This window comes from Embleya sp. NPDC050154 (genome assembly GCF_044460165.1).
In the GTDB taxonomy this organism is placed as follows: Bacteria; Actinomycetota; Actinomycetes; order Streptomycetales; family Streptomycetaceae; genus Embleya.
Genome location: NZ_JBITJP010000039.1, coordinates 17,475 through 35,951 on the forward strand (window position 1 = coordinate 17,475; position 18,477 = coordinate 35,951).

The 18,477-nt window shown below is 68.3% G+C and carries 16 protein-coding genes and 1 pseudogene; 6 read left to right on the forward strand and 11 right to left on the reverse strand.

What is annotated here, in order from left to right:
• Positions 1-763: 763 nt before the first annotated feature.
• The 3 genes from ACIBSV_RS46270 to ACIBSV_RS46280 form a co-directional block, all read right to left on the reverse strand.
• Positions 764-2,848, reverse strand: coding sequence for a catalase (locus ACIBSV_RS46270; RefSeq protein WP_395873558.1), 2,085 nt, complete (start codon positions 2,846-2,848; stop codon positions 764-766).
• A gap of 416 nt (positions 2,849-3,264) precedes the next feature.
• Positions 3,265-3,564, reverse strand: coding sequence for a hypothetical protein (locus tag ACIBSV_RS46275; RefSeq protein WP_395873559.1), 300 nt, complete (start codon positions 3,562-3,564; stop codon positions 3,265-3,267).
• 818 nt (positions 3,565-4,382) lie between these two features.
• Positions 4,383-4,526 (reverse strand): hypothetical protein, encoded by a 144-nt coding sequence (locus ACIBSV_RS46280; protein WP_395873560.1) that lies wholly within the window; start codon positions 4,524-4,526, stop codon positions 4,383-4,385.
• A gap of 240 nt (positions 4,527-4,766) precedes the next feature.
• Here ACIBSV_RS46280 and ACIBSV_RS46285 point away from each other — a divergent pair, with 240 nt between their 5' ends.
• The 3 genes and pseudogenes from ACIBSV_RS46285 to ACIBSV_RS46295 all read left to right on the forward strand — a co-directional run bounded on the left by ACIBSV_RS46285 (position 4,767) and on the right by ACIBSV_RS46295 (position 8,358).
• Entirely contained in the window at positions 4,767-5,444 is a 678-nt protein-coding gene (locus tag ACIBSV_RS46285) for a CBS domain-containing protein (protein WP_395873561.1), read from the forward strand.
• Positions 5,445-6,320: 876 nt separating this feature from the next.
• Positions 6,321-6,768, forward strand: a pseudogene (locus tag ACIBSV_RS46290) (sigma-70 family RNA polymerase sigma factor); the annotation flags it as partial.
• 408 nt (positions 6,769-7,176) lie between these two features.
• Positions 7,177-8,358, forward strand: coding sequence for an NAD(P) transhydrogenase subunit alpha (locus tag ACIBSV_RS46295; protein ID WP_395873619.1), 1,182 nt, complete (start codon positions 7,177-7,179; stop codon positions 8,356-8,358).
• A gap of 144 nt (positions 8,359-8,502) precedes the next feature.
• Here ACIBSV_RS46295 and ACIBSV_RS46300 read toward each other — a convergent pair whose 3' ends face one another.
• Entirely contained in the window at positions 8,503-9,144 is a 642-nt protein-coding gene (locus ACIBSV_RS46300) for a hypothetical protein (protein WP_395873562.1), read from the reverse strand.
• A 1,027-nt stretch (positions 9,145-10,171) separates the two neighbouring features.
• On the opposite strand from ACIBSV_RS46300, the gene ACIBSV_RS46305 reads away from it, so the two are divergent.
• The gene (locus ACIBSV_RS46305) at positions 10,172-11,650 is read left to right on the forward strand and encodes an AAA family ATPase (RefSeq protein WP_395873620.1); all 1,479 of its coding nucleotides are present in this window, start codon (positions 10,172-10,174) and stop codon (positions 11,648-11,650) included.
• 315 nt (positions 11,651-11,965) lie between these two features.
• Positions 11,966-12,145 (forward strand): hypothetical protein, encoded by a 180-nt coding sequence (locus ACIBSV_RS46310; RefSeq protein WP_395873563.1) that lies wholly within the window; start codon positions 11,966-11,968, stop codon positions 12,143-12,145.
• A 58-nt stretch (positions 12,146-12,203) separates the two neighbouring features.
• Here ACIBSV_RS46310 and ACIBSV_RS46315 read toward each other — a convergent pair whose 3' ends face one another.
• The 7 genes from ACIBSV_RS46315 to ACIBSV_RS46345 all read right to left on the reverse strand — a co-directional run bounded on the left by ACIBSV_RS46315 (position 12,204) and on the right by ACIBSV_RS46345 (position 17,365).
• The gene (locus ACIBSV_RS46315) at positions 12,204-12,455 is read right to left on the reverse strand and encodes a hypothetical protein (RefSeq protein WP_395873564.1); all 252 of its coding nucleotides are present in this window, start codon (positions 12,453-12,455) and stop codon (positions 12,204-12,206) included.
• 271 nt (positions 12,456-12,726) lie between these two features.
• Entirely contained in the window at positions 12,727-13,122 is a 396-nt protein-coding gene (locus tag ACIBSV_RS46320) for a DUF302 domain-containing protein (RefSeq protein WP_395873565.1), read from the reverse strand.
• A 292-nt stretch (positions 13,123-13,414) separates the two neighbouring features.
• Positions 13,415-13,939 carry a flavodoxin domain-containing protein gene (locus ACIBSV_RS46325; RefSeq protein WP_395873566.1) on the reverse strand — a complete coding sequence of 175 codons (525 nt, stop codon included), beginning with the start codon at positions 13,937-13,939 and terminating at the stop codon, positions 13,415-13,417.
• Between the two features lie 130 nt (positions 13,940-14,069).
• Positions 14,070-14,273 carry a hypothetical protein gene (locus tag ACIBSV_RS46330; protein WP_395873567.1) on the reverse strand — a complete coding sequence of 68 codons (204 nt, stop codon included), beginning with the start codon at positions 14,271-14,273 and terminating at the stop codon, positions 14,070-14,072.
• Positions 14,274-15,035: 762 nt separating this feature from the next.
• Positions 15,036-15,257: a hypothetical protein gene (locus tag ACIBSV_RS46335; protein ID WP_395873568.1), complete on the reverse strand. Its 222-nt coding sequence runs from the start codon at positions 15,255-15,257 to the stop codon at positions 15,036-15,038.
• Positions 15,258-15,394: 137 nt separating this feature from the next.
• A complete protein-coding gene (locus tag ACIBSV_RS46340) occupies positions 15,395-15,814 on the reverse strand; it encodes a CBS domain-containing protein (protein WP_395873569.1) in 420 nt (139 codons plus the stop codon).
• A 348-nt stretch (positions 15,815-16,162) separates the two neighbouring features.
• Complete coding sequence (locus ACIBSV_RS46345; protein WP_395873570.1) at positions 16,163-17,365, reverse strand: zinc-binding alcohol dehydrogenase family protein; 1,203 nt, start codon at positions 17,363-17,365, stop codon at positions 16,163-16,165.
• 160 nt (positions 17,366-17,525) lie between these two features.
• Here ACIBSV_RS46345 and ACIBSV_RS46350 point away from each other — a divergent pair, with 160 nt between their 5' ends.
• Entirely contained in the window at positions 17,526-18,383 is an 858-nt protein-coding gene (locus ACIBSV_RS46350; RefSeq protein ID WP_395873571.1) for a universal stress protein, read from the forward strand.
• Positions 18,384-18,477: the final 94 nt, after the last annotated feature.

Below are 18,477 nucleotides of genomic sequence, written 5' to 3' on the forward strand. Positions count from 1 at the left end.
AAGTGCGACGGCCCCGCGGGGAGAGACGGCGCGAGTCGGGAAAAGCACGCACATCCTGGGGACACGGTCGCGCGAGTTGGGATGAAGCGGTTGGGCTTGGACCGGATCGTCCTGGCCGAGAACACACGGGGGCGAGGGCGGGCGCCTTCAACGGGTCCCGTGGCCTCCCCGCCGGTGTCGGGATGACCCGCATGTCCCTGGCGGCGCGGTCACAGCCGTTCAGGCGCAGGGTGCTGCGCCGATGGGCCGCACCGCCTCCGCGGGAAACGAACTCGCCCACACCCGGCTGCGCCGCCACCTGCTCGACGAAGCCGACCGCCTCACCCCCGGAGATCGTCCATCACCCCAACGAAGCCTGCGATGCCCCGGCGCTGCCGAAGCGAACATTCACGCCCCCTGAAACCGGCGATTGGGTTCGGGGCAGGCGCGGTGACCCACGCTCCGTTTCCGGTCTCCGCCCCTTCGAACCGCTCCATCGATTGCCTACGGCGTCGATCCGGACGATTGTCACGCTCCCCCGGCGCCGGGGTTTCCGGCCCGGACGCGGGAGACGGGCGTTGGCACGGTGCTCGCGGCCGCCTGCGCCCCGACCCCGACCGGCTGTGACCTCGTCCCGTAGGCGGTGACCGCCGTGGGTGTCGGCGGGGTCGAGGGGTCGGGGTTGCTCACCTCCGGAGTGAGGTCCCACTTTCCGCATCGGCCACCAGGAATGCGGGCAGGGTCGCCGCGACGAGCAGCGAAGGTCGGCGATCGCCGCTGTTGGTCAGGCGCGGTCGTGGTGGCGGTGGGCGGCGATGGCTGTCGTGAACGCGTCGACGAAGATGGTGGAGACGTTCGTAACGATGACGACCCCGGGCGCGTCGGCGGGCACGACACAGTGCTTCAGGAATGCGTCTGCCTCGCCGGTGGCGCCGATCGCCTTGCCGTGGCGATACGCCTGGACGAGGAATTCCCGGGCGTCGGCGTCGGTCCGCAGTGCCTGGACCGACTCGGCGCCGCCGGGAACGTACACCGCGTCGTACAGCGGTGATCCCACGGTCAGCAGTGAGCGCCGCGCCTCGATCTCCTCGTTGTCGGATGCGCGCAGGGGACCCTGGCGCGGGCCCACGACCTCGCAGGTCGCGCCGTGTTCGGTCAGGTGGGTCGCGACGGTGCGTACGTGGGCGCGGTCGACGCCGTCGGCGGCGAGGATTGCGATCTTGCGTGTGTGGATGCCTTCTTCGCCCGGGTTGTTGGCGATGCTCAGTGCCGGGGACGGCTCGGGAACGGGTGCCGGTGTGCGGGTCGGTGGGGTGATGCCCAGGCCGGCTCCGACACTGCGTGCGAGTTCGGTGTCCACGTTGGCGAGCAGCGCGACGACGTCCTCCCGGATGTCGTGGGCGTCGCACTTGCCGAGTTCGAAGCGGAAGGCGCCGACGATGTGGTCGCGTTCCCAGTCGCTCATGCTGTGCCAGAACAGCGCCGCCTGCCCGAAGTGGTCGTCGAAGCTGGGGCTGCGTTGTTTGATCCTGGCGCCCTCGACCCGTTCCTGATGGTGCTCGTAGCCGCCGTGGTCCGGGCCGGCGACGATCGGGCAGCCCCGGCCGAGCCTGTTCTCGCTGTAGCTGCTGCGGCCACGGTCGAGGCGCATCTGGTGGTGGCCGTCGCGCTGGTTGTTGTGCACGTCGGCGACCGGGCGGTTGATCGGGATCTGCGCGAAGTTGGGGCCGCCGAGCCTGATGAGCTGGGTGTCGAGGTAGGAGAACAATCGGGCCTGGAGCAGTGGGTCGTTGGTGAAGTCGATGCCGGGCACGACGTGGGCGGTGTGGAAGGCCACCTGTTCGGTCTCGGCGAAGAAGTTGTCCGGGTTGCGGTCCAGGACCAAGCGCCCGATCGGACGCACCGGCACCAGTTCCTCGGGGATGAGTTTCGTGGAGTCGAGCAGGTCGAAGTCGAAGGCGTGCTCCTCCGCCTCCGGAACGAGTTGTACGCCGAGTTCCCATTCGGGGGCGTCGCCGCCCGCGATGGTCTCCCACAGGTCCCGGCGGTTGAAGTCCGGGTCCAGGCCGCCGATCTTCTGCGTCTCGTCCCAGACGAGGGAGTGCACACCGAGTCTGGGCTTCCAATGGAACTTCACGAACGTGCCACGGCCGTCGGCGTCGACGAATCGGAAGGTGTGGACGCCGAATCCCTGCATCATCCGGTAGCTGCGCGGAATGGCGCGGTCGGACATGAGCCACATCATCATGTGTGTGGTCTCGGGCTGGTTGCGGACGAAGTCCCACAGGCTGTCGTGCGCCGACTGGGCTTGCGGAATCTCGTTGTGCGGCTCGGGTTTGACGGCGTGCACGAAGTCGGGGAACTTCACTCCGTCCTGGATGAAGAACACCGGCATGTTGTTGCCGACGAGGTCGAAGTTGCCCTCTTCCGTGTAGAACTTCACCGCGAATCCGCGTACGTCGCGTACGGTGTCGGCGGATCCGCGCGAGCCGGCGACGGTGGAGAACCGAGTGAACACCGGTGTACGCAGGCCAGGTTCGGCCAGGAAGGCGGCACGGGTGACGTCCGCCATCGACTCGTACGCCTCGAAGAAACCGTACGCGCCCGCCCCGCGGGCGTGCACGACGCGCTCGGGGATGCGCTCGTGGTCGAAGTGCGTGATCTTCTCACGGAAGTGGAAGTCTTCGAGGAGCGTGGGACCGCGGACCCCGGCTCGGAGCGAGTTGTCGTCATCGTCCACCCGGACGCCCTGGTTCGTGGTCAGGTGCTTGGCCGTGGGATGGACGCGGTACTGCTCCAGTTGGGCGTCCTTGGCGTCGTGCGGGGCGTCGGAGCGTCGGTGGGTGACATCCTGGTTCTGCGAGTCCATGCGGGTGGCCTCCTGGGACCGATCGCCCGGTTCTCGGTCGCCGGGTCGCGACGCGGGTACCCGTCCGCGCGAACGGCCATACCCCCAGGCATCATGGGGAGATCCCTGACAGTGTGGGCGAGGTCGGTCGCGATGCGTTCCAAGGGATCGACGGGCGGGCCCGATCGTCGGCGGGTGGTACACCCCACACTCCGGTGTCCGCAGCACCGCACCCGTGGCGTAACCGACTGCAAGGCGCCCGACAAGCACCAGGGTCGGACACCGTACGGCGGCCCGGACGCCTGGCGGACAACGCCCGGACGCCCTGCGGACAACTCGCGGCGGCGAGCGACGGTCTCCGCGAACGTCGCGGGCACGAACGTCGCGGCGGCCAAGTCGGTATCGGGCACGGTCCGTGCCCGGACAATGCGAAATCGTCAGATTCCGGCCTCGGCGGACGAGCGAAGCTCCAAGATCGCCTCGTCGCCGAAGGTCTGGCCGGTGGGTACGAAACCGGCGGAAATGTACAGCGCCCTCGCCGCGAGGTTGCCCGCCCGCACACCGAGCCCAAGGACGGAAGCACCGAACACCTCACCCACGTCCATGACGATCTCCCGGAGACCCACCGATGCAAAACGATCCCCATCCTCCCCGGGCCCTCGCTGCCCATCGACACCCGCGACCGCCGGGCCACGCCACAGCACGCGCGGCCCGGCGGCGCTGCGCGCCTTCGTCACCGCTGGGACCGCCGCCCGCTCGCGTCGACACGACGCCGAGCGGGCACCGCCGAATACCTCGGTCCTCGGGTCTGTGCAAGACACCACCTCGCGCTGTCGCCACGGTTCGCGAGCGGGCGTTCGACGCCGAACGACTCGCCCGAGTTGATGCGCAGGGCTGTCGACCGCGGCGATCCGGTGGTCTCGACCTTGCCGTCGGGGTGATGGAGCCTGGACGAGATCATTCTCGGATATCACCGGTGGGATTGCTCACGCCTGCTGCATGACGGCGGGGCTTCCCTGGTTGGGCTTCACGAAGACACCGTGTCGATCCCGGCATCGCGAGGCCGGCGGCCCGCGCGGTGTTGTCGGTGGGGATCGGTAGCGTCACGGCACTGTCGTCGGAAACTTGCCCTCCCGTCCGGGTCCGACGGCCCGAATCGGCCCGCTGTCACACCCCCCGTCGGCGGGCCGAATCGACGTATCGGATGCGGCCCGCACGGGGGTTCGGCCGCGTCCGGTACGTCGAGCGGGACACCCGAGCCTGTGAACGCGCCTGCACCTCGCCCATGCCATGTCGTCCGGGAACACGTCGTCAGGGCCCTTCGACCGGAACGCTTCCACGCCCCGCCCGTCGTGAACCGGCCACTCGGCGTCCGACGTTGTGGGCGGCGACGCGACGCCCTCGGCCGAGGAGCGCCCACGCCGGCGTTCTCGCGGACGAGGCACGCGTGGTGTTCCGCGTGGCCGGGCGGGGAGGCCGCGGCGATCACGGTGCACAGGTAGCACAGGTAGGGGCGTCCGCCGCACCGGCGGAGCAGGCCTTTGTCGTCGAGGTCTCAAGCGATGTCCTCGATGTCGGTGCTGTGGCCGTTGGCGCGCAGGGTGGCGAGGGTGGCGAACACCTCACGGTGCGCGGGGCGGTGGAGTTCGTGGGCGTTGAGGCCGACGTATTCGAGGATGCGGAGACATGCTCCATACAAGATCGACCCCCTTTTCGATGGGCTCGGGATCCTGCAGGTCAACACTGACGGGGCCCGGGTTGCATCACGCCGCATTGCGGCGATGGTGGAGGCATGCGGCCGGAAGGAAGAGCGCCGGATGCATCAGCCCCGGCACATGGCCTCCGCCTCGGCCCCGTGACGAGACGCCCGCATCCGGACCTGTTTGCGCCCCTGCGGCGTGGACGAGGTGGACAGACGAAGCGAGATGAGGTGGTTGATATGCCGGATACCCCGCATATCGTCAGCGATGTAATGACTCAGAGAGTGGTGGCTGTCCGTCGCGACGCGCCGTTCAAGGAGATCGCCCGGACCCTGAAGCAGTGGAAAGTCAGTGCCTTGCCGGTACTGGAAGACGACGGGCGTGTCGTCGGCGTCGTCTCCGAGGCCGACCTGCTCCCCAAGGAGGAGTTCCGTGACGGCGACCCGAACTACTACGAGGAAGGCTGGCGCCTGTCCGACCCGGCCAAGGCAGGGGCGGTGACAGCGGAGGAACTCATGAGCACTCCCGCGATCACAGTCCGCGCCGGCGTCACCTTGGCCCAGGCGGCCAGGATCATGGCCATGAGGCGCGTCAGACGTCTGCCCGTGGTGGACGACGGGGGCGTGCTCCGGGGCATCATCAGCCGTGCCGATCTGCTGAAGGTTTTCCTGAGGTCGGACGAGGACATCGAGGAGGAGGTCCGACGCACCGTGGTCTCCTACCTCTTCCCGGCCTTCAGCCACACCATCCGCGTTCACGTGCACGAGGGAGTCGTAACTCTCCGCGGACACATCGGGGATGCCTCACTCATCCCGGTTGCCGTGCGCCTTGTACGCGCCGTGGAGGGCGTCGTGGACATCGAGCCCCATCTCACCGCCGAGTCCGCCCCTTCGGCCGGACCAGGGAGCACGCAGTGAAGGTTCGGCAGTGCGGTCCCGCGGTGGAATGGCGCGTCATCCTCATTGCATTTGGTTCGGCGCTGGCCGAACCGGTCACCGAGCGGGCGCGTGTGCCCATGTCCTCGGTTTCAGGCTCGGCGATGTCCACCGCATGCCCTCTGGTTCGCGAGGCGATGCACGCGCCGATCGTGGCGGGGACCGCCGAGGACACCTTGGGGAGCGCCATGGATGTCATGTTCCCGGCCAACCTTCACCACCTCGCCGCCATCGACGGAACCCACGCCGTCGGTCTGATCAGCGACCGTGATCTCGCCGCCCTGTGGGCGTCGGACCCCCTGGGTCTCAAATGTCGTACCACCGGCACGATCGTGGCACATGAACAGCCATTCGCGTCGTCCGAGGCCGACGCGTTGGACGCCGGTGAACACATGCTGCGCCACGCGGATTTGCCACTCCCCGCCGGCTTCACACGATCAGGACGACACGGCATGTGGTTGTCGCGGAGGGGCCAGTCGCGGTTCCCACCTGCGGCGGATCCGCGTTCTGGTCGTGTGGCCGCCGCGCTCGTCCTCGTCGTGTTCGCCGACGCCGTCTTCGCCTCCGTCCGGGAGTTGCCCGCCGAACGCGCGGTCGAGGCGGCGGCGGAGTGCGTCCCGGCGGGCGGGGGCGCCGCGCGCTTATTGCGCGGGTGTTCGGTCGTGGCGCGTTCGGGTGGCGCGGGTGACGGGCGGTTGTCTGGAACGACGAGTGCGATCGCGGACGCGCCCCACGTACGGCCAGATCCGAATGTGACTCTCTGTGATTCCTCGCGGGTGCCTACGAACGAGATTGTTGCCCTGCGGTACGTGTGCCTACGATGGCCGGCCATGACAGCCAAGGGCGAGCGGGACCCGCATGCCGGAGACCGAGCGGTCGGTGACGCAGGAGGAGTTCGAGGCGTATCGCGCGGAGCTGATCCGGCACTGCTACCGCATGTTGGGATCGGTGTTCGAGGCCGAGGACGCGGTGCAGGAGACCCTCATCCGGGCGTGGCGCGGTGCCGACCGCTTCCAGGGCCGTTCCTCCCCGCGTACCTGGCTCTACCGGATAGCGACGAACGTCTGCCTCGACGTGTTGCATGCCGGTCGGCGCCGGGCGCGCCCGATGGACCTGGCCTCTGCGGTCGGCGGCGCCACCGGCCCCGGTGTCGCCTGGGACGAGAGGGTGTTGGTCGAGCCGTTCCCCGACGCCCGGGTTCTCGGCACGTGAAGCCGCCGACCTCCTGGAGACCACCGTCGCGGCGGTCGACAGCGCCCTGCAACGAGCGCGCGCGACGCTCGCCGCCCTCGACGACACCGACACGCCGGCGCCGACAACGCGCTCCAGCATCTACCGGCCAAGCAGCGGGCCGTGCTGCTGTTGCGCGAAGTCCTGGGGACCAGGACGTGCGGCTGATCCTCGTGTTGTTCACCGCCGCCGCTGCGATCCGGCTGCCGGAACTGCGCCGCGGAGACTGGCCCGGATCGAGGTCTGCACGGCTGCGGCGGCAACGCACTCACCTGTCCGGTGCACCCGAAATCGGCTCGTATGCAAGGTGTCATCAGCTGGTGGACGGTCGACTCCTGTGATGTCACAGAGGCCAGGGCGGTCCACTCGTCTTTGCATTCCACCAAAGCGTTGGTGGCGGTGCCCACCGTCGCACCCATCCGCACTCTCTCGAAAAACGACATACTTGGATGTATCGAAACTCCATAACGGAGGGAAGAGAGCCATGGCCGCCACCACGATCGGCGTCTATCGGGAAACGGCGTCGGATGAACGGCGAGTCGCACTCGTGCCCGAACTCATCAGCACCGTCAACGCCATCGGTCTGGACGTCATGGTGGAGGGCGGAGCAGGCGTGGCGGCCTGGTTCCCTGACGACGACTACGCGAGAGCCGGTGCGGACATCGTCCCGCGCGACGCGTTGTTCCGACATGCGGACATCCTCATCGGGATCCATGCCCCCAACGTCGCGTTCCCCGACCCTCTCCAGAACGGGCAGACGCTGGTGGCACTCCTCCGGCCGACCCGGATCCCCTTCCTGATCCGCCACTGGGCGGACGAGGGGCTCACCGCGATCAGCCTCGACCTGGTCCCGCACGCATCGAGCGCCGCGTACTACCCGGTGGACGCCGGCGCGTCCCAGGCCAGGATCGCCGGCTACCGGGCGGTCCTGCTGGCGGCCGGCCTCCTGAGTCGATGCCTACCGCCGTGGGGCTCGGCGGCAGCGGTCTTCGAACCCGTACGGGTACTTGTCGTCGGTGCCGGAGCCGCCGGCCTGCAAGCGATCGACACCGCCCGCCGCCTCGGTGCGCTCGTCCACGCCCACGACCTACGTCGCCATCCACAGGAGGAGATCACCGCCCTGGGAGGCACCTTCCTCGATCTCCCCGATCTCTGGACGGCAGTCGACGATGTCGATTTCGCTCGGGCGCTCGACACCAACCAGGCCGCGCTACGCCGGGGCCTGAGTGAGGTGCTTCCCCGCTTCGACATCGTCATCACGACTGTCGAGCCTGTCGAGCCTCCGGGCCGGCCCGCGCCGCCCCTGATCACCACCCGGGCGATCCGGACAATGCGCCCCGGCTCGGTCGTTGTCGACGTCACGGCCGGCCCAGCGGGCGGGAACGTCGAGGCTGTCGAGCCGGACACCACGGCCCTGGTTGGTGACGAGCACATCACGGTAGTCGGCGCGGGCAACCTGCCATCACAGGTCCCGACGACTGCGTCGACCGCCTACGCGCACAATGTCGCCGAATTGCTCGAACGCCTCATGCACGGCGGGTCCCTGATGATTGATCTGAACGACCCCCTACAGGCCGCGATCGTGGTGACCCACCACGGCAGCGTCCTCCACGCTCCCACCCGGCAACTGATCCTCGATGCGACCGCCGTGGCTGGTCTGCCCTAGTCCCCGCTCCGGTTGACGCCCCTGGTCACGGCGTTCGTCGCGGTGGACGATGCCTGTCACGTCCCTCCCTCAACCTTTGAGCGGGCGAACTCAACCTTTGAGCGTGCGAGGCGAGCAGGACCGGGCATCGGACACCACTGTTGCTCAGCCGGTCGGACTGCCGTCGGCAAAAAGGGCCGCGTGGCGGGCAATGGACACGGCATGGCTCGCGCAGCGCTCGTAACAACAACTCAGCAACGTCGCGTCGGCAACATCACCGGGCTCGGCCTCGTCGGTTTCGGAGAGCATTCGCCGGTACAGCAGCCGCTGGCGCTGGGCAATCTCGTGCAGGTCTCCGAAAAGGTCCGCGACGACCTCGGATTCGCTGGACTCCAGCACGCCACCCGCCTTGCCGACCATGGTCAGGGCCAGATTGCCCATTCCCCGCAAGGGGAGCCTTAGCCGAGCGGGCAAAGGCCGCCTCGACTGCCGTGCCCAGGCCAGTTCGACCAACTGTCGGGCAAGAGTCGCCAGGCATTCCACGTCGGTGCCGACGTGGACGCCGACCACGATCGCGCGCGGGTCAGCCGCCGGCAAGCCGCCCGACAGCACAGCCGAAGCGTCGTCTTCGATCTCCTCACGAAGCTCGTACAGCGCCTTCTCGGCGGCCGTTGTGCACTCGGCAGCCGTGTCGGCGATGTCGAGCAAGGCGGCGGTGGCTTCGGTCAGCGCCTTGTGCGCGAGCCGAATCATCCCGGCCAGGTCTGCGACCAGCCGACCCGACCGGTACCGGCCAATCTCGGACATACGCCAACTCCTTTTCCAAAACACGGCCTTGCCGCCGACCGCGTCCGCGAGGGGGGCCTCTGCCGACCGTGAGGGCGACCACCTGAACGTGCGCCGTGTCCCATACCTCCCTTCAAGTCTCGCACCACTCCTGCGGACGACAAGAGCCAAAGTGTCGGGCCATCCGAAGCGGAAAACGCCCGCCTCTGCCGGGCACGAGCCCAATCGGAACGCCCTCGCCCGATTCGGCGACAGACGTTCCGGCGCACGGTTCGGGCACGACCTCCTCCGACGTCAGCGGCAAATCCCTCCCGGCAAAGTGTGACCCCTCACCAACGCGCTACCCATGCCGCACGACTGTCCCGGCAACGACGTGCTCCCCGACCGCAGCTCACACGCCTATCGGGCGATTTCGGAGGCGGTCAACGCCTGATGGCTGAGCTGATCGAGCACGTATGTCTCGACCAACTACGCCCGCGACAGCGCGATCACTTCCATCAGGGACTCTCCAGCCCGCCGGATCCGTCCCTCCGACGCCGCCGGCACGCGACCGGTGGCCAAGTTGCCGAACAGTGGCTCCGGGCCATAGGGCGCACGGATTGGCGCGCATCGCGGTACCGCTGTGTCGAGGTCGACGTGCGCCACGGGAGAAACCGCGCAATCCTCGGATGAGGGCCGATCTCACCATGACTTTCAAGTTCCCAAGAAGCGGAGACAGTCGCCATGGCACCAGCCACCACCGGAGATCTTGACGGCTCAGCCGGGATCCTTTCCGCTGTCCGCGGGATCACCGACGACGTCGAGCGACGCGGACTCACTGCAACCGCCCGAAGCGGGGCCAATGCCGGAGCACACCGAAACCTTCCCGGCTTGCCGTCACACCCCGGTCCCACGGCCACCGTGCGTCACGCGCACCGCGCCATCAACGTCCTCCCTCATGACTGAGCCCGACCACCGCAGCGGGCCGGTGGTGTCCGGTCATCGGGCCGAGGCGTCCGCCGTCCGGGCCGGCACCGATCTCGATGCTTCGCCGGTCCCGCGCGCCGACGTGCGGGAAACCCATACCGCAGTGCTGTTCTTCGTAGGTGACCGCGCCTACAAGCTCAAGAAAAGGGTCGACCTGGGGTTCGTGGACTACACCACCCGGACGGCACGGCGGGACGCGTGTGAACAGGAAGTCGCTCTCAATCGTCGCTTCGCCCCGGACGTTTACTTGGGCGTGGGAGAATTTCACAGCCCGGACGCGGAGATGCCCGAACCCCTCGTGGTGATGCGTCGTATGCCGGCGGAACGGCGCCTCTCCCGGCTCGTGGGTGAGGGAGTCGACGTCGACGAGGTCCTGCGCGCCGTCGCCCGACTGCTCGCCGCCCGTCACGCGGAAGCGGCACACGGCCCGGAGATCGACGAACAGGGCACGCGAGGATCCCTGTCGTCTCGCTGGGCAGACAGCTTTGCGCAGGTCCGCGCGCTGGCCGCCGACGGTCCTGTGCCCGACGGGGTGGAGGAGGTCGAGCGGTTGGTGCACCGCTACCTCGCCGGCCGCGAACCCTTGTTCGACGCGCGTATCCAGCAGGGGCGGGTGGTCGATGGCCACGGCGACCTGCTGGCCGAGGACATCTTCTGTCTCGACGACGGCCCCCGCGTCCTGGACTGTCTGGAATTCGACGACCGCCTTCGCTACGTCGACGGTCTCGACGACGCCGCCTTCCTCGCCATGGACCTGGAACAGCTGGGTGCTCCGGATGCCGCGGCGTTCTTCCTCACCCGGTACAGCGAGTACTCCGGTGACACCGCACCACCGTCCCTGTGGCACCACTATGTCGCCTACCGAGCGTTCGTCCGTGCCAAGGTCTCCCTGATCCAGGCACGACAAGGCGCGCCAGGTGCGGCTGCCGCGTCACAGCGACTGGTCTCGACGACACTGCGCCACCTGCGCGCCTCCGTCGTCGGCCTGACTCTCGTCGGCGGACTTCCCGGCAGCGGGAAGTCCACGCTGTCCGGCGCACTGGCCGATCGCCTGGGCGTCACGCTGCTCAGCAGCGACCGCCTCCGTAAAGAACTCGCGGGCATTCCACCCGAGGAGGCCGCGGCCGCCCGCTATGGCGAAGGCCTGTACACGCCCGAGCGGACCGCCACGACCTACGCGGCCCTGCTCAGCCGCGCGTTCGCCCTGCTGTCCCGCGGCGAGTCCGTGGTCCTGGATGCCACCTGGTCCGACGCACGACAACGCGAAGCCGCCGTGGACATGGCGGAACGCGCCCACGCAGACCTGGTGGCTCTGCACTGCCAGGCTCCGAACGAGGTGTCGGCGGCGCGCCTGACCGCCCGCGCGGCCGGTGCGTCCGACGCCGACCTCGACGTGGCCACCGCCATGGCAGCCATCGAGCCGCCGTGGACAGAGGCCGTGGGGATCGATACCGGTGGGAGCCTGGAAACCGCAGTCGCCCAGGCTCTGGCGGCCGTACGTCCACACAGCCCCGACGACCGAGCCTCGACCTTCCGCCGTTCCCACATGGAGCCGGATTAGAGGCAGCTTCCATGCGTGTGCGTGCGCTCCCCCGGGCGGTTCGGTGACTCATGCCCGGGCGAGGGAGACCGCACGTTGGTCGCGGACCTGGCGCCCTCCGGCCTCGAGGTCGGCCCGGATGAGATCCTCCGCATCGCCGTCTTCCGCCGGCATCCCAACGCAGCAGGCCCTCTCCAACGAGCGCGTCCCGCCACTGGTCCGCGGCGGCCTAGCGGTCGAGTCGGGCCTGAACGACGGCCTGGTGCCGCGCGGGGCTGGAGCAGACCGAACTGGCGCCCATTCCTGACACTTGCCGTTCCGGGCATCACCTACGCGGTGCGCGTCGCGGCCGACGGCAGCAACTTCTTCGGCGCCTGGGCCGCCGGCCTCGCCTTCGGCGGCCATCTGCGCCGGGGGCCTTCGGTCCGGGGCGTTTCGACGGAAGTCCCAACTCCCGGGCAGAGCATGGAGTTCACCGAGCGTCTCGGCCTGTTGCTCGCCCCCCGAGTCTTCTGATATTCGGCGCGATGATCCTGGGACCGGCACTTCAGCATCCGACTCGGCGGCTGATTGTCTACGCGCTGATCAGCCTGACCATGGTGCGGATGCTGCCGGTTGCGCTCGCTGGTCGGCAGAGGTTTGCGTCGTCGTGATCGCCGTCATCTGGGCCTTGTGCACCGGCCACTCCGCGCCGGCTCCGGGCCGCGATCACCTCGCGGCGCGCGGCGGCGGTCATCTCCGCCTCGATCTCGTGCAGCAACTTGATCCGTCGGGAGCGTTCGACCACCGCGTCGGCCGGAGCCGATCGTGACAACGTCCTGCTCATCGAGTCATCGAGCAGTTCCGAAAAACGGCCTGGTATGAGGGCTGCACAGGACCCGGTTCGGGGCCTCGACCGCAGAACGCCCCTGTCAGGGCAGGGAGATGGCGTGCTCACGCGAGGTGTGGCGTTACTCTCCGTTGGCGTGACGTTTCTTGCCGATCACGTCCTGCAATGCGATCCCGCGCCCAAGGTGCGTGTACGCACGGCCGAGCGGTGACGCCCAGCGGCGTCCGCGGCCCGGTTTCGCGTCACCGCCGCCATTCACCGACGACGCTCATCCGGTGGCTTCGAGACTGCTCAGGGCGGTATCGAGGCGACGGGTGGCCTCCTCTGCGACCGACCGGAGGTCGGGCAGGCCGGTGAGAGTGACCATGACGCCGGGATCCAGTGCCTGAACCGCGGTGTGCTCGCCATCGGCACGGACCACGACGTTACAAGGCAGGAGGAGGCCGACGGTGCGGTCCGTGTCCAAGGCTCGGAGGGCAAGCGGCGGGTTGCAAGCGCCGAGGATCAGGTAATTCTCCATGTCGTGGCCGAGCTTGGTCTTCAGGGTGGCGGTGACGTCGATTTCGGTGAGGATCCCGAAGCCCTGCGCGGCAAGGGCCTCGCGGACGGCGGTGACGGTGGTGGCGAAGTCCGCATCGAGACGGACGGTCCGGTCGTAGCGCATGGCGTCATCCCTATCGGTAGGCATGTGTGGGTATCGGAAGGTGGCCGCTCCGCGCGGACGCATGCTGCATAATACCCCCTGGGGGTACGTCGACCCGGTGTCGCGCGTCGAGGCGGCGCCCGTAACCAACACCGTGGACAATGTGTGGCGATGTCGGATGACGCCGATGTCGCGGGCCTCCGGGACGGCGCGTCGAGTGTGTAGGTCGCGTCCCGCGGTCCGGTAGGCATCGGGTCCCCCGCGGCTCACCACAGAGGTCGCCGGAAGGCGCACGCGAGATCATGGCATAGGCCTACCGTGATACGGGCCTGACCAGTTCCGCCGCGATTCCGACGGCCCAGTCATCGATCGCGGCCCAGTCCCGGAAATCTCCAAAACGACCGCCGCACGCCCAGAGGAGCGGGCGCGACAGTGCGGAAACGTGCTCGTGTTTGAGGACCCCTGCGAACGAGTGCACGTCCTGGGGGTCGACCACGACGTGGTCCCTGGCGACCGCCGGGGGTTCCCTCACGTGCGCCGCGAGCCAGCGTCCCCGCCGCCCGTGGAGGGAGGAAGCGAGGCTCACGTTGAACAGCCACACGCGGCGCCTCGCAAGCTCGGCTGCGTAGCGGTGGAGGAACTCGGCGGCGTCCTCTAGCCAGTCGCCGTTGTGGATGGCGCTACCGACCACCACCACGTCGTACCGCAAGTTCTGCGGAGCATCGGCCGCAGGCCGGAGATCGACCCGATGGCCAGCTTCGACGAACCGTGCGGCAATGCGCTCGGCGACCGAGCGGGTCGACCCGTGGCAGGTCGCATACGCGACGAGGATGTCCATTGTCGCCTCCTGAGGAATCGACGACGCCGCTGGCGCGCGCTCGGCTGGACAAGTGTCGGCAAGCGCTGACCAAGGCCGGGCCGGGCGTGCGGCGGTGCGGAAAGGCAACCTTCACGGTCTTTCCTTCCTTTCACAGCCCCTGAGCAAGCAGAATCTCGTGCGCCAGCCGGGCCCCACGTGTCATGGCGTCGCGCTCGGGCTCCTCGGTGAGCTTCTGTTCCAGGCCGTCGGCCAAGGCACGAAGCGCCTGGGCAAGGGCTTGCACACGCGCTTCGGCCGCGTCGAGGCGTTGGGAGATGTCTTCTGCCATGGGATCGAGCGTGTTCTTGGTCATGATCGCTCCTGCTTTGGTTACGGGGCGGGTCATCCGGCTCGGAGAGACCCGCCCGTACTGGCTCTTACGCAACCGCCGGCCGCTGGGTGGCCGGATTGCGGGTCCGCGCCGACCGCACTCGGGCGAACGGCACGGGATCGCGTATCGAGACTCCGGCAGCGACGCGCCCTGTACAGGACGTATTCGTCTGGCTGCAAGGCGCATCGCATTCCGCCTCGGCCTGGAATTCCGGCGCTGTCGCGGCATGATCGCCACAGCCTGAGGGCGGCGCTCAGCATGCGGCGCTCAGGCGACTCGCGGTGGCCGAGGCCACCAGCGGAGAAAGGCGCCCGACGGCACTCGTGCCCATCAAAAAGACAGAAGTCGTCCCGAAGGGGTGCGCAAGTCCGGCGCCGGCACAGTCCGCCGACGCGCCGTCTTCTTGGCCATCCTGATGCGTGGCACAGCTGCCACCTCCTGGGTTTCCACCGGCCCGCCAACGCGGCCGGCGAGAGAAGAGCCGTCGCCGGATACCAGGACAGCACGGCGGGCTCATCCTCGAACAGGGCCATGTGGCCCGGTGATTCGGAATCGGTGCGTCGCCGACAACCCGGGGTACGCCGAAAGCCCGCTCACCCCCAAGCGAATTCGCCGAAGTGCTGCCCCGCGATACCGTACCCCGCGCGGATGCGGCGCATCACGCAGATCGACCACGAATGCCGCCCGGTGTGAGTGCCGCAGACTCGCGGCATGCGACATCGGGTCCGACGCCGTCGAACTCGGTCAGGCCCGGTCGATCTCCTGGGTGAACAGGACGCTATCGGCGCGTCCGACTCGTCGGTCGATGGACTCGAGGCAACGCAGAAACCCGGAGATGGCACCGTCCGGGTTGATGTCCGGACACTCGACGGCCGACGTGCACGCGACGATGTCGTGCGGGTCGAGCATGGACGGTTTCACAGTCGATGATCCGGCGTCGACGACGAGGACGCGGTCCTCATTCATGGGCGTTACTCCCCCACGGGCGTCTCGTGCCGCGCGCTCCACTTGCGCGGTCTCCGTCGGCGATAGCGCTCAAGAAAGCGTGGAGCGGCGTGCGCGGCCCGAATCGGGCAGTCGATGCCGACGTCCTCCCACCGGGTTCAGTCGGGCGACATCATCGAATGCCTGGCCGTATGGTCGCCATGACCTTCCCGGCCCTGGTAAAGATCCACCATCACTGCGAGCAGATCGTGGTCTGTCAGTACACCAATGGCGCGATCCGTCGCGTCCACGACCAGAAGGGCGTCGATCCCGGCCTCGAGAAGGCGTCGACTCGCGCTGATCACATCCAGATCGGGGGCGATGAAGGGGGGGTCGACTCCGAGTACATCGCGTGCTATGCGGTGCTTCAGACCGAGTGGGTCGAGGGCCCAGACCGACGCAAGATCGCGGTCGCTCAGCAGACCCAGGGCACGACCGTCTTCGACGACGGCGACATGCCGCAGGTGGGCGGTGAGCATGCGATCCATCGCCTGCCACAGGGTGTCATGGGCGGCGACCCCGACGACCGGGCCGTGCATCGCCTCTCGAGCCGTCGGGATGTGGGTCGGTTCTCCTGGGCGTGTGTGTGTCGTGGACATGGTTCACCCGTTCCGGTCGGATGTCGTGCGCGAGATCGTCAAAAGGCCGAGTACGTTCGCCCCCGTCGAGGTGCACGCCTTCGAGTGGGTTGCCTGGCTGTCGGCTCCTTCTTTCTTGTCGAGGATTCCAGGGTCGGCCGTAAACGCGCTCGCCGCAAAGGGGCCATCGGCTCTGGACGATGGGATTCGACGGGGCCGTTCGGCCCTGTCCGGTCGACCGCATTGTCGGCCACCCGGTTTCCGAAGGTAACGAGGAATGGTAGGCACGGGTTTTCCTCCCATATCCGATCAACCGGCGAGCAGGACCGCCGCGCCGCGAACACGATCGGCCGCGAGATCCGAGAGCGCTCGGTCGGCCTGGCTCATCAGGTAAGGCGTCGTCGTCACCTGAAGGTCGATCTCCGCCGCAAGACGGAGAAACTCGATCCCGTCCCGGCGGGTGTTGGCGGTCACGCTGCACAGGTTGCGTTCGTGGAACAGATGCCGTTGGTAGTTCAGCGGCGGAATGTCGGTCAGGTGGATACCCGCGATCGCCACGGTTCCGGACCGGTCGAGCGCGGCCAGGGCGGTCGGCACGATCTCGCCGACCGGAGCGAACACGATGGCGGAGTCCAATGGTTCGGGGGGCTTGTCGTAGGTATCTCCGGCGGAGGTGGCCCCGAGTTCCAGAGCCAGTCGGCGGGCCTCCGCAGAGCGGGTCATCACATGTACGGAGGCACCTCGCGCAAGCGCGACCTGTGCGGCGAGGTGGGCGGACGCACCGAAACCGTAGACGCCCAGCCTGCCCCCGGGTGGCAGGTCGGCGCGCCGCAGGGCCCGATAGCCGATAATCCCCGCACACAGCAGCGGCGCCAAGTACTCGGCGGCCCGATCGACGGGAAGCGCGTAGGCGTAATCCTCCGGCGCCACAAGCCGGTCGGCGAATCCGCCGTCTGCGTCCCAACCGGTGTACCTCGAATCGGGACAAAGATTCTCCGCGCCGCTCCGACAGCGGCAGCACCTTCCACAGGTGTGACGGAGCCACGCGATGCCGACGCGATCGCCGGTGACGAAGCGCGTCGAGTCCATCCCCACAGACTCGACTACGCCGACCACTTCGTGCCCGGGTACGGTGTTCGCTCTATGCGGCTTCAGATCACCCTCCGCAAGGTGCAGGTCCGTACGGCAGACACCACATGCCTCCACCCGCACCAGAATCTCGCCCGGACCCGGCTGTGCCCACTCGCGTTCCACGAAATCGAGGGGCTGGGTGTCGATCGGCCCGGGACGGCCCACCACCCAAGAGTGCCCCGCGTTGCGCCCGATCGCTGAAGTGTCGCTCATGGCTTTCGCTCCGCGGCTGAGGGGTTCGGGCCCGTCCGGCCGGGCCGGATGCCTTTGCCTTCGACGTTCACCGTCGCGCACCCGGACATTGAGCCACAGGGCCGAGTGGCGCCGGATCAGGGCCGAAGGTCCCATGCCAGTCGTCTTGCCGTGAGCCGAGCGGCTCATGTCCCCCGTTCCAAGACTCCCGGGAGTCCGGATTTCATGGGGCGAACGGCCCTGTTCGATCCGGGTCGCCCGGAGCAGGGTCGAAGGCGGGGCCGTGTTGGACCGGCCGCCGTGAAAGGAGTACGACATGTCCACCTCAGAGGGACGCGAGTCGATCGTCGTGGGAGTCGAGGCGACCCCCTCCGCACGCGCGGCCGTTGTATGGGCGGCGGACGAGGCTGATCGACGCCGACTGCCACTTCGTCTGGTATCTGCGCTCGACTGGCCGGCGGATGCGGATCGGGACCCGGCCGAGCGGCAGCCGACGCAAACATGGCGCCGACTATTCGAGGACCCCGGGCGACGCGCGCTCGCCGAAACCCGCGCGCTGGCTGTCGGGCTGCATCCGGCACTGCGCGTTGAAGAAGCCTTGGTCGACGGCGCTCCGGCCGATGTCCTGCGTGCGGAAGCACGTACCGCGAGCATGGTGGTCCTGGGCTCGCGCGGGCTGTCTTCACTGCGAGAGTTGATGACCACCGGTGGGATCGCCGTACCGGTCGTGGCGCACGCTCCGTGCCCTGTCGTGGTGGTTCGGGCCCCAGAGCCCGTCTCGGGTGTGGCAGAGACGATCGTGGTCGGCGTCGATGGCTCCGAGTTGTCGAAACACGCCATGGCGTTCGCCTTCGAAGAGGCTTCACTGCGTGGTGCCGAGGTGCTCGCGGTACATGTCCGCAACCCGCATCCGGGGTCCGTGGCGTCCGCGGCGGCCGACGCCGACGAAATCAGGGAGGGACGGCATCGGCTGAAGGAGGCGCTCACCGGATACCACGAAAAATACCCGGGCGTAACGGCGCGTCGCGAGGTCGCGTTGGGGCACCCGGTGCGCGTTCTGGTGCGGGAATCCGAGCACGCCTTGTTCTTGGCGGTCGGTACCCGCGGGCTCGGCGGATTCCGGGGCATGCTGCTCGGCTCCGTCAGCTACGGCGTTCTCCACCACGCGCATTGCCCTGTGGCCGTGCTGCCGCCGGGCAGGACGTGAAGGGAAACCTCGCCGAAGACAACATACGAGCCCGACCCGGCTGTCCCGGTGGCGCGTCACCGCACCGCCGCTTGCCATCCGGTGAGCAACCGAT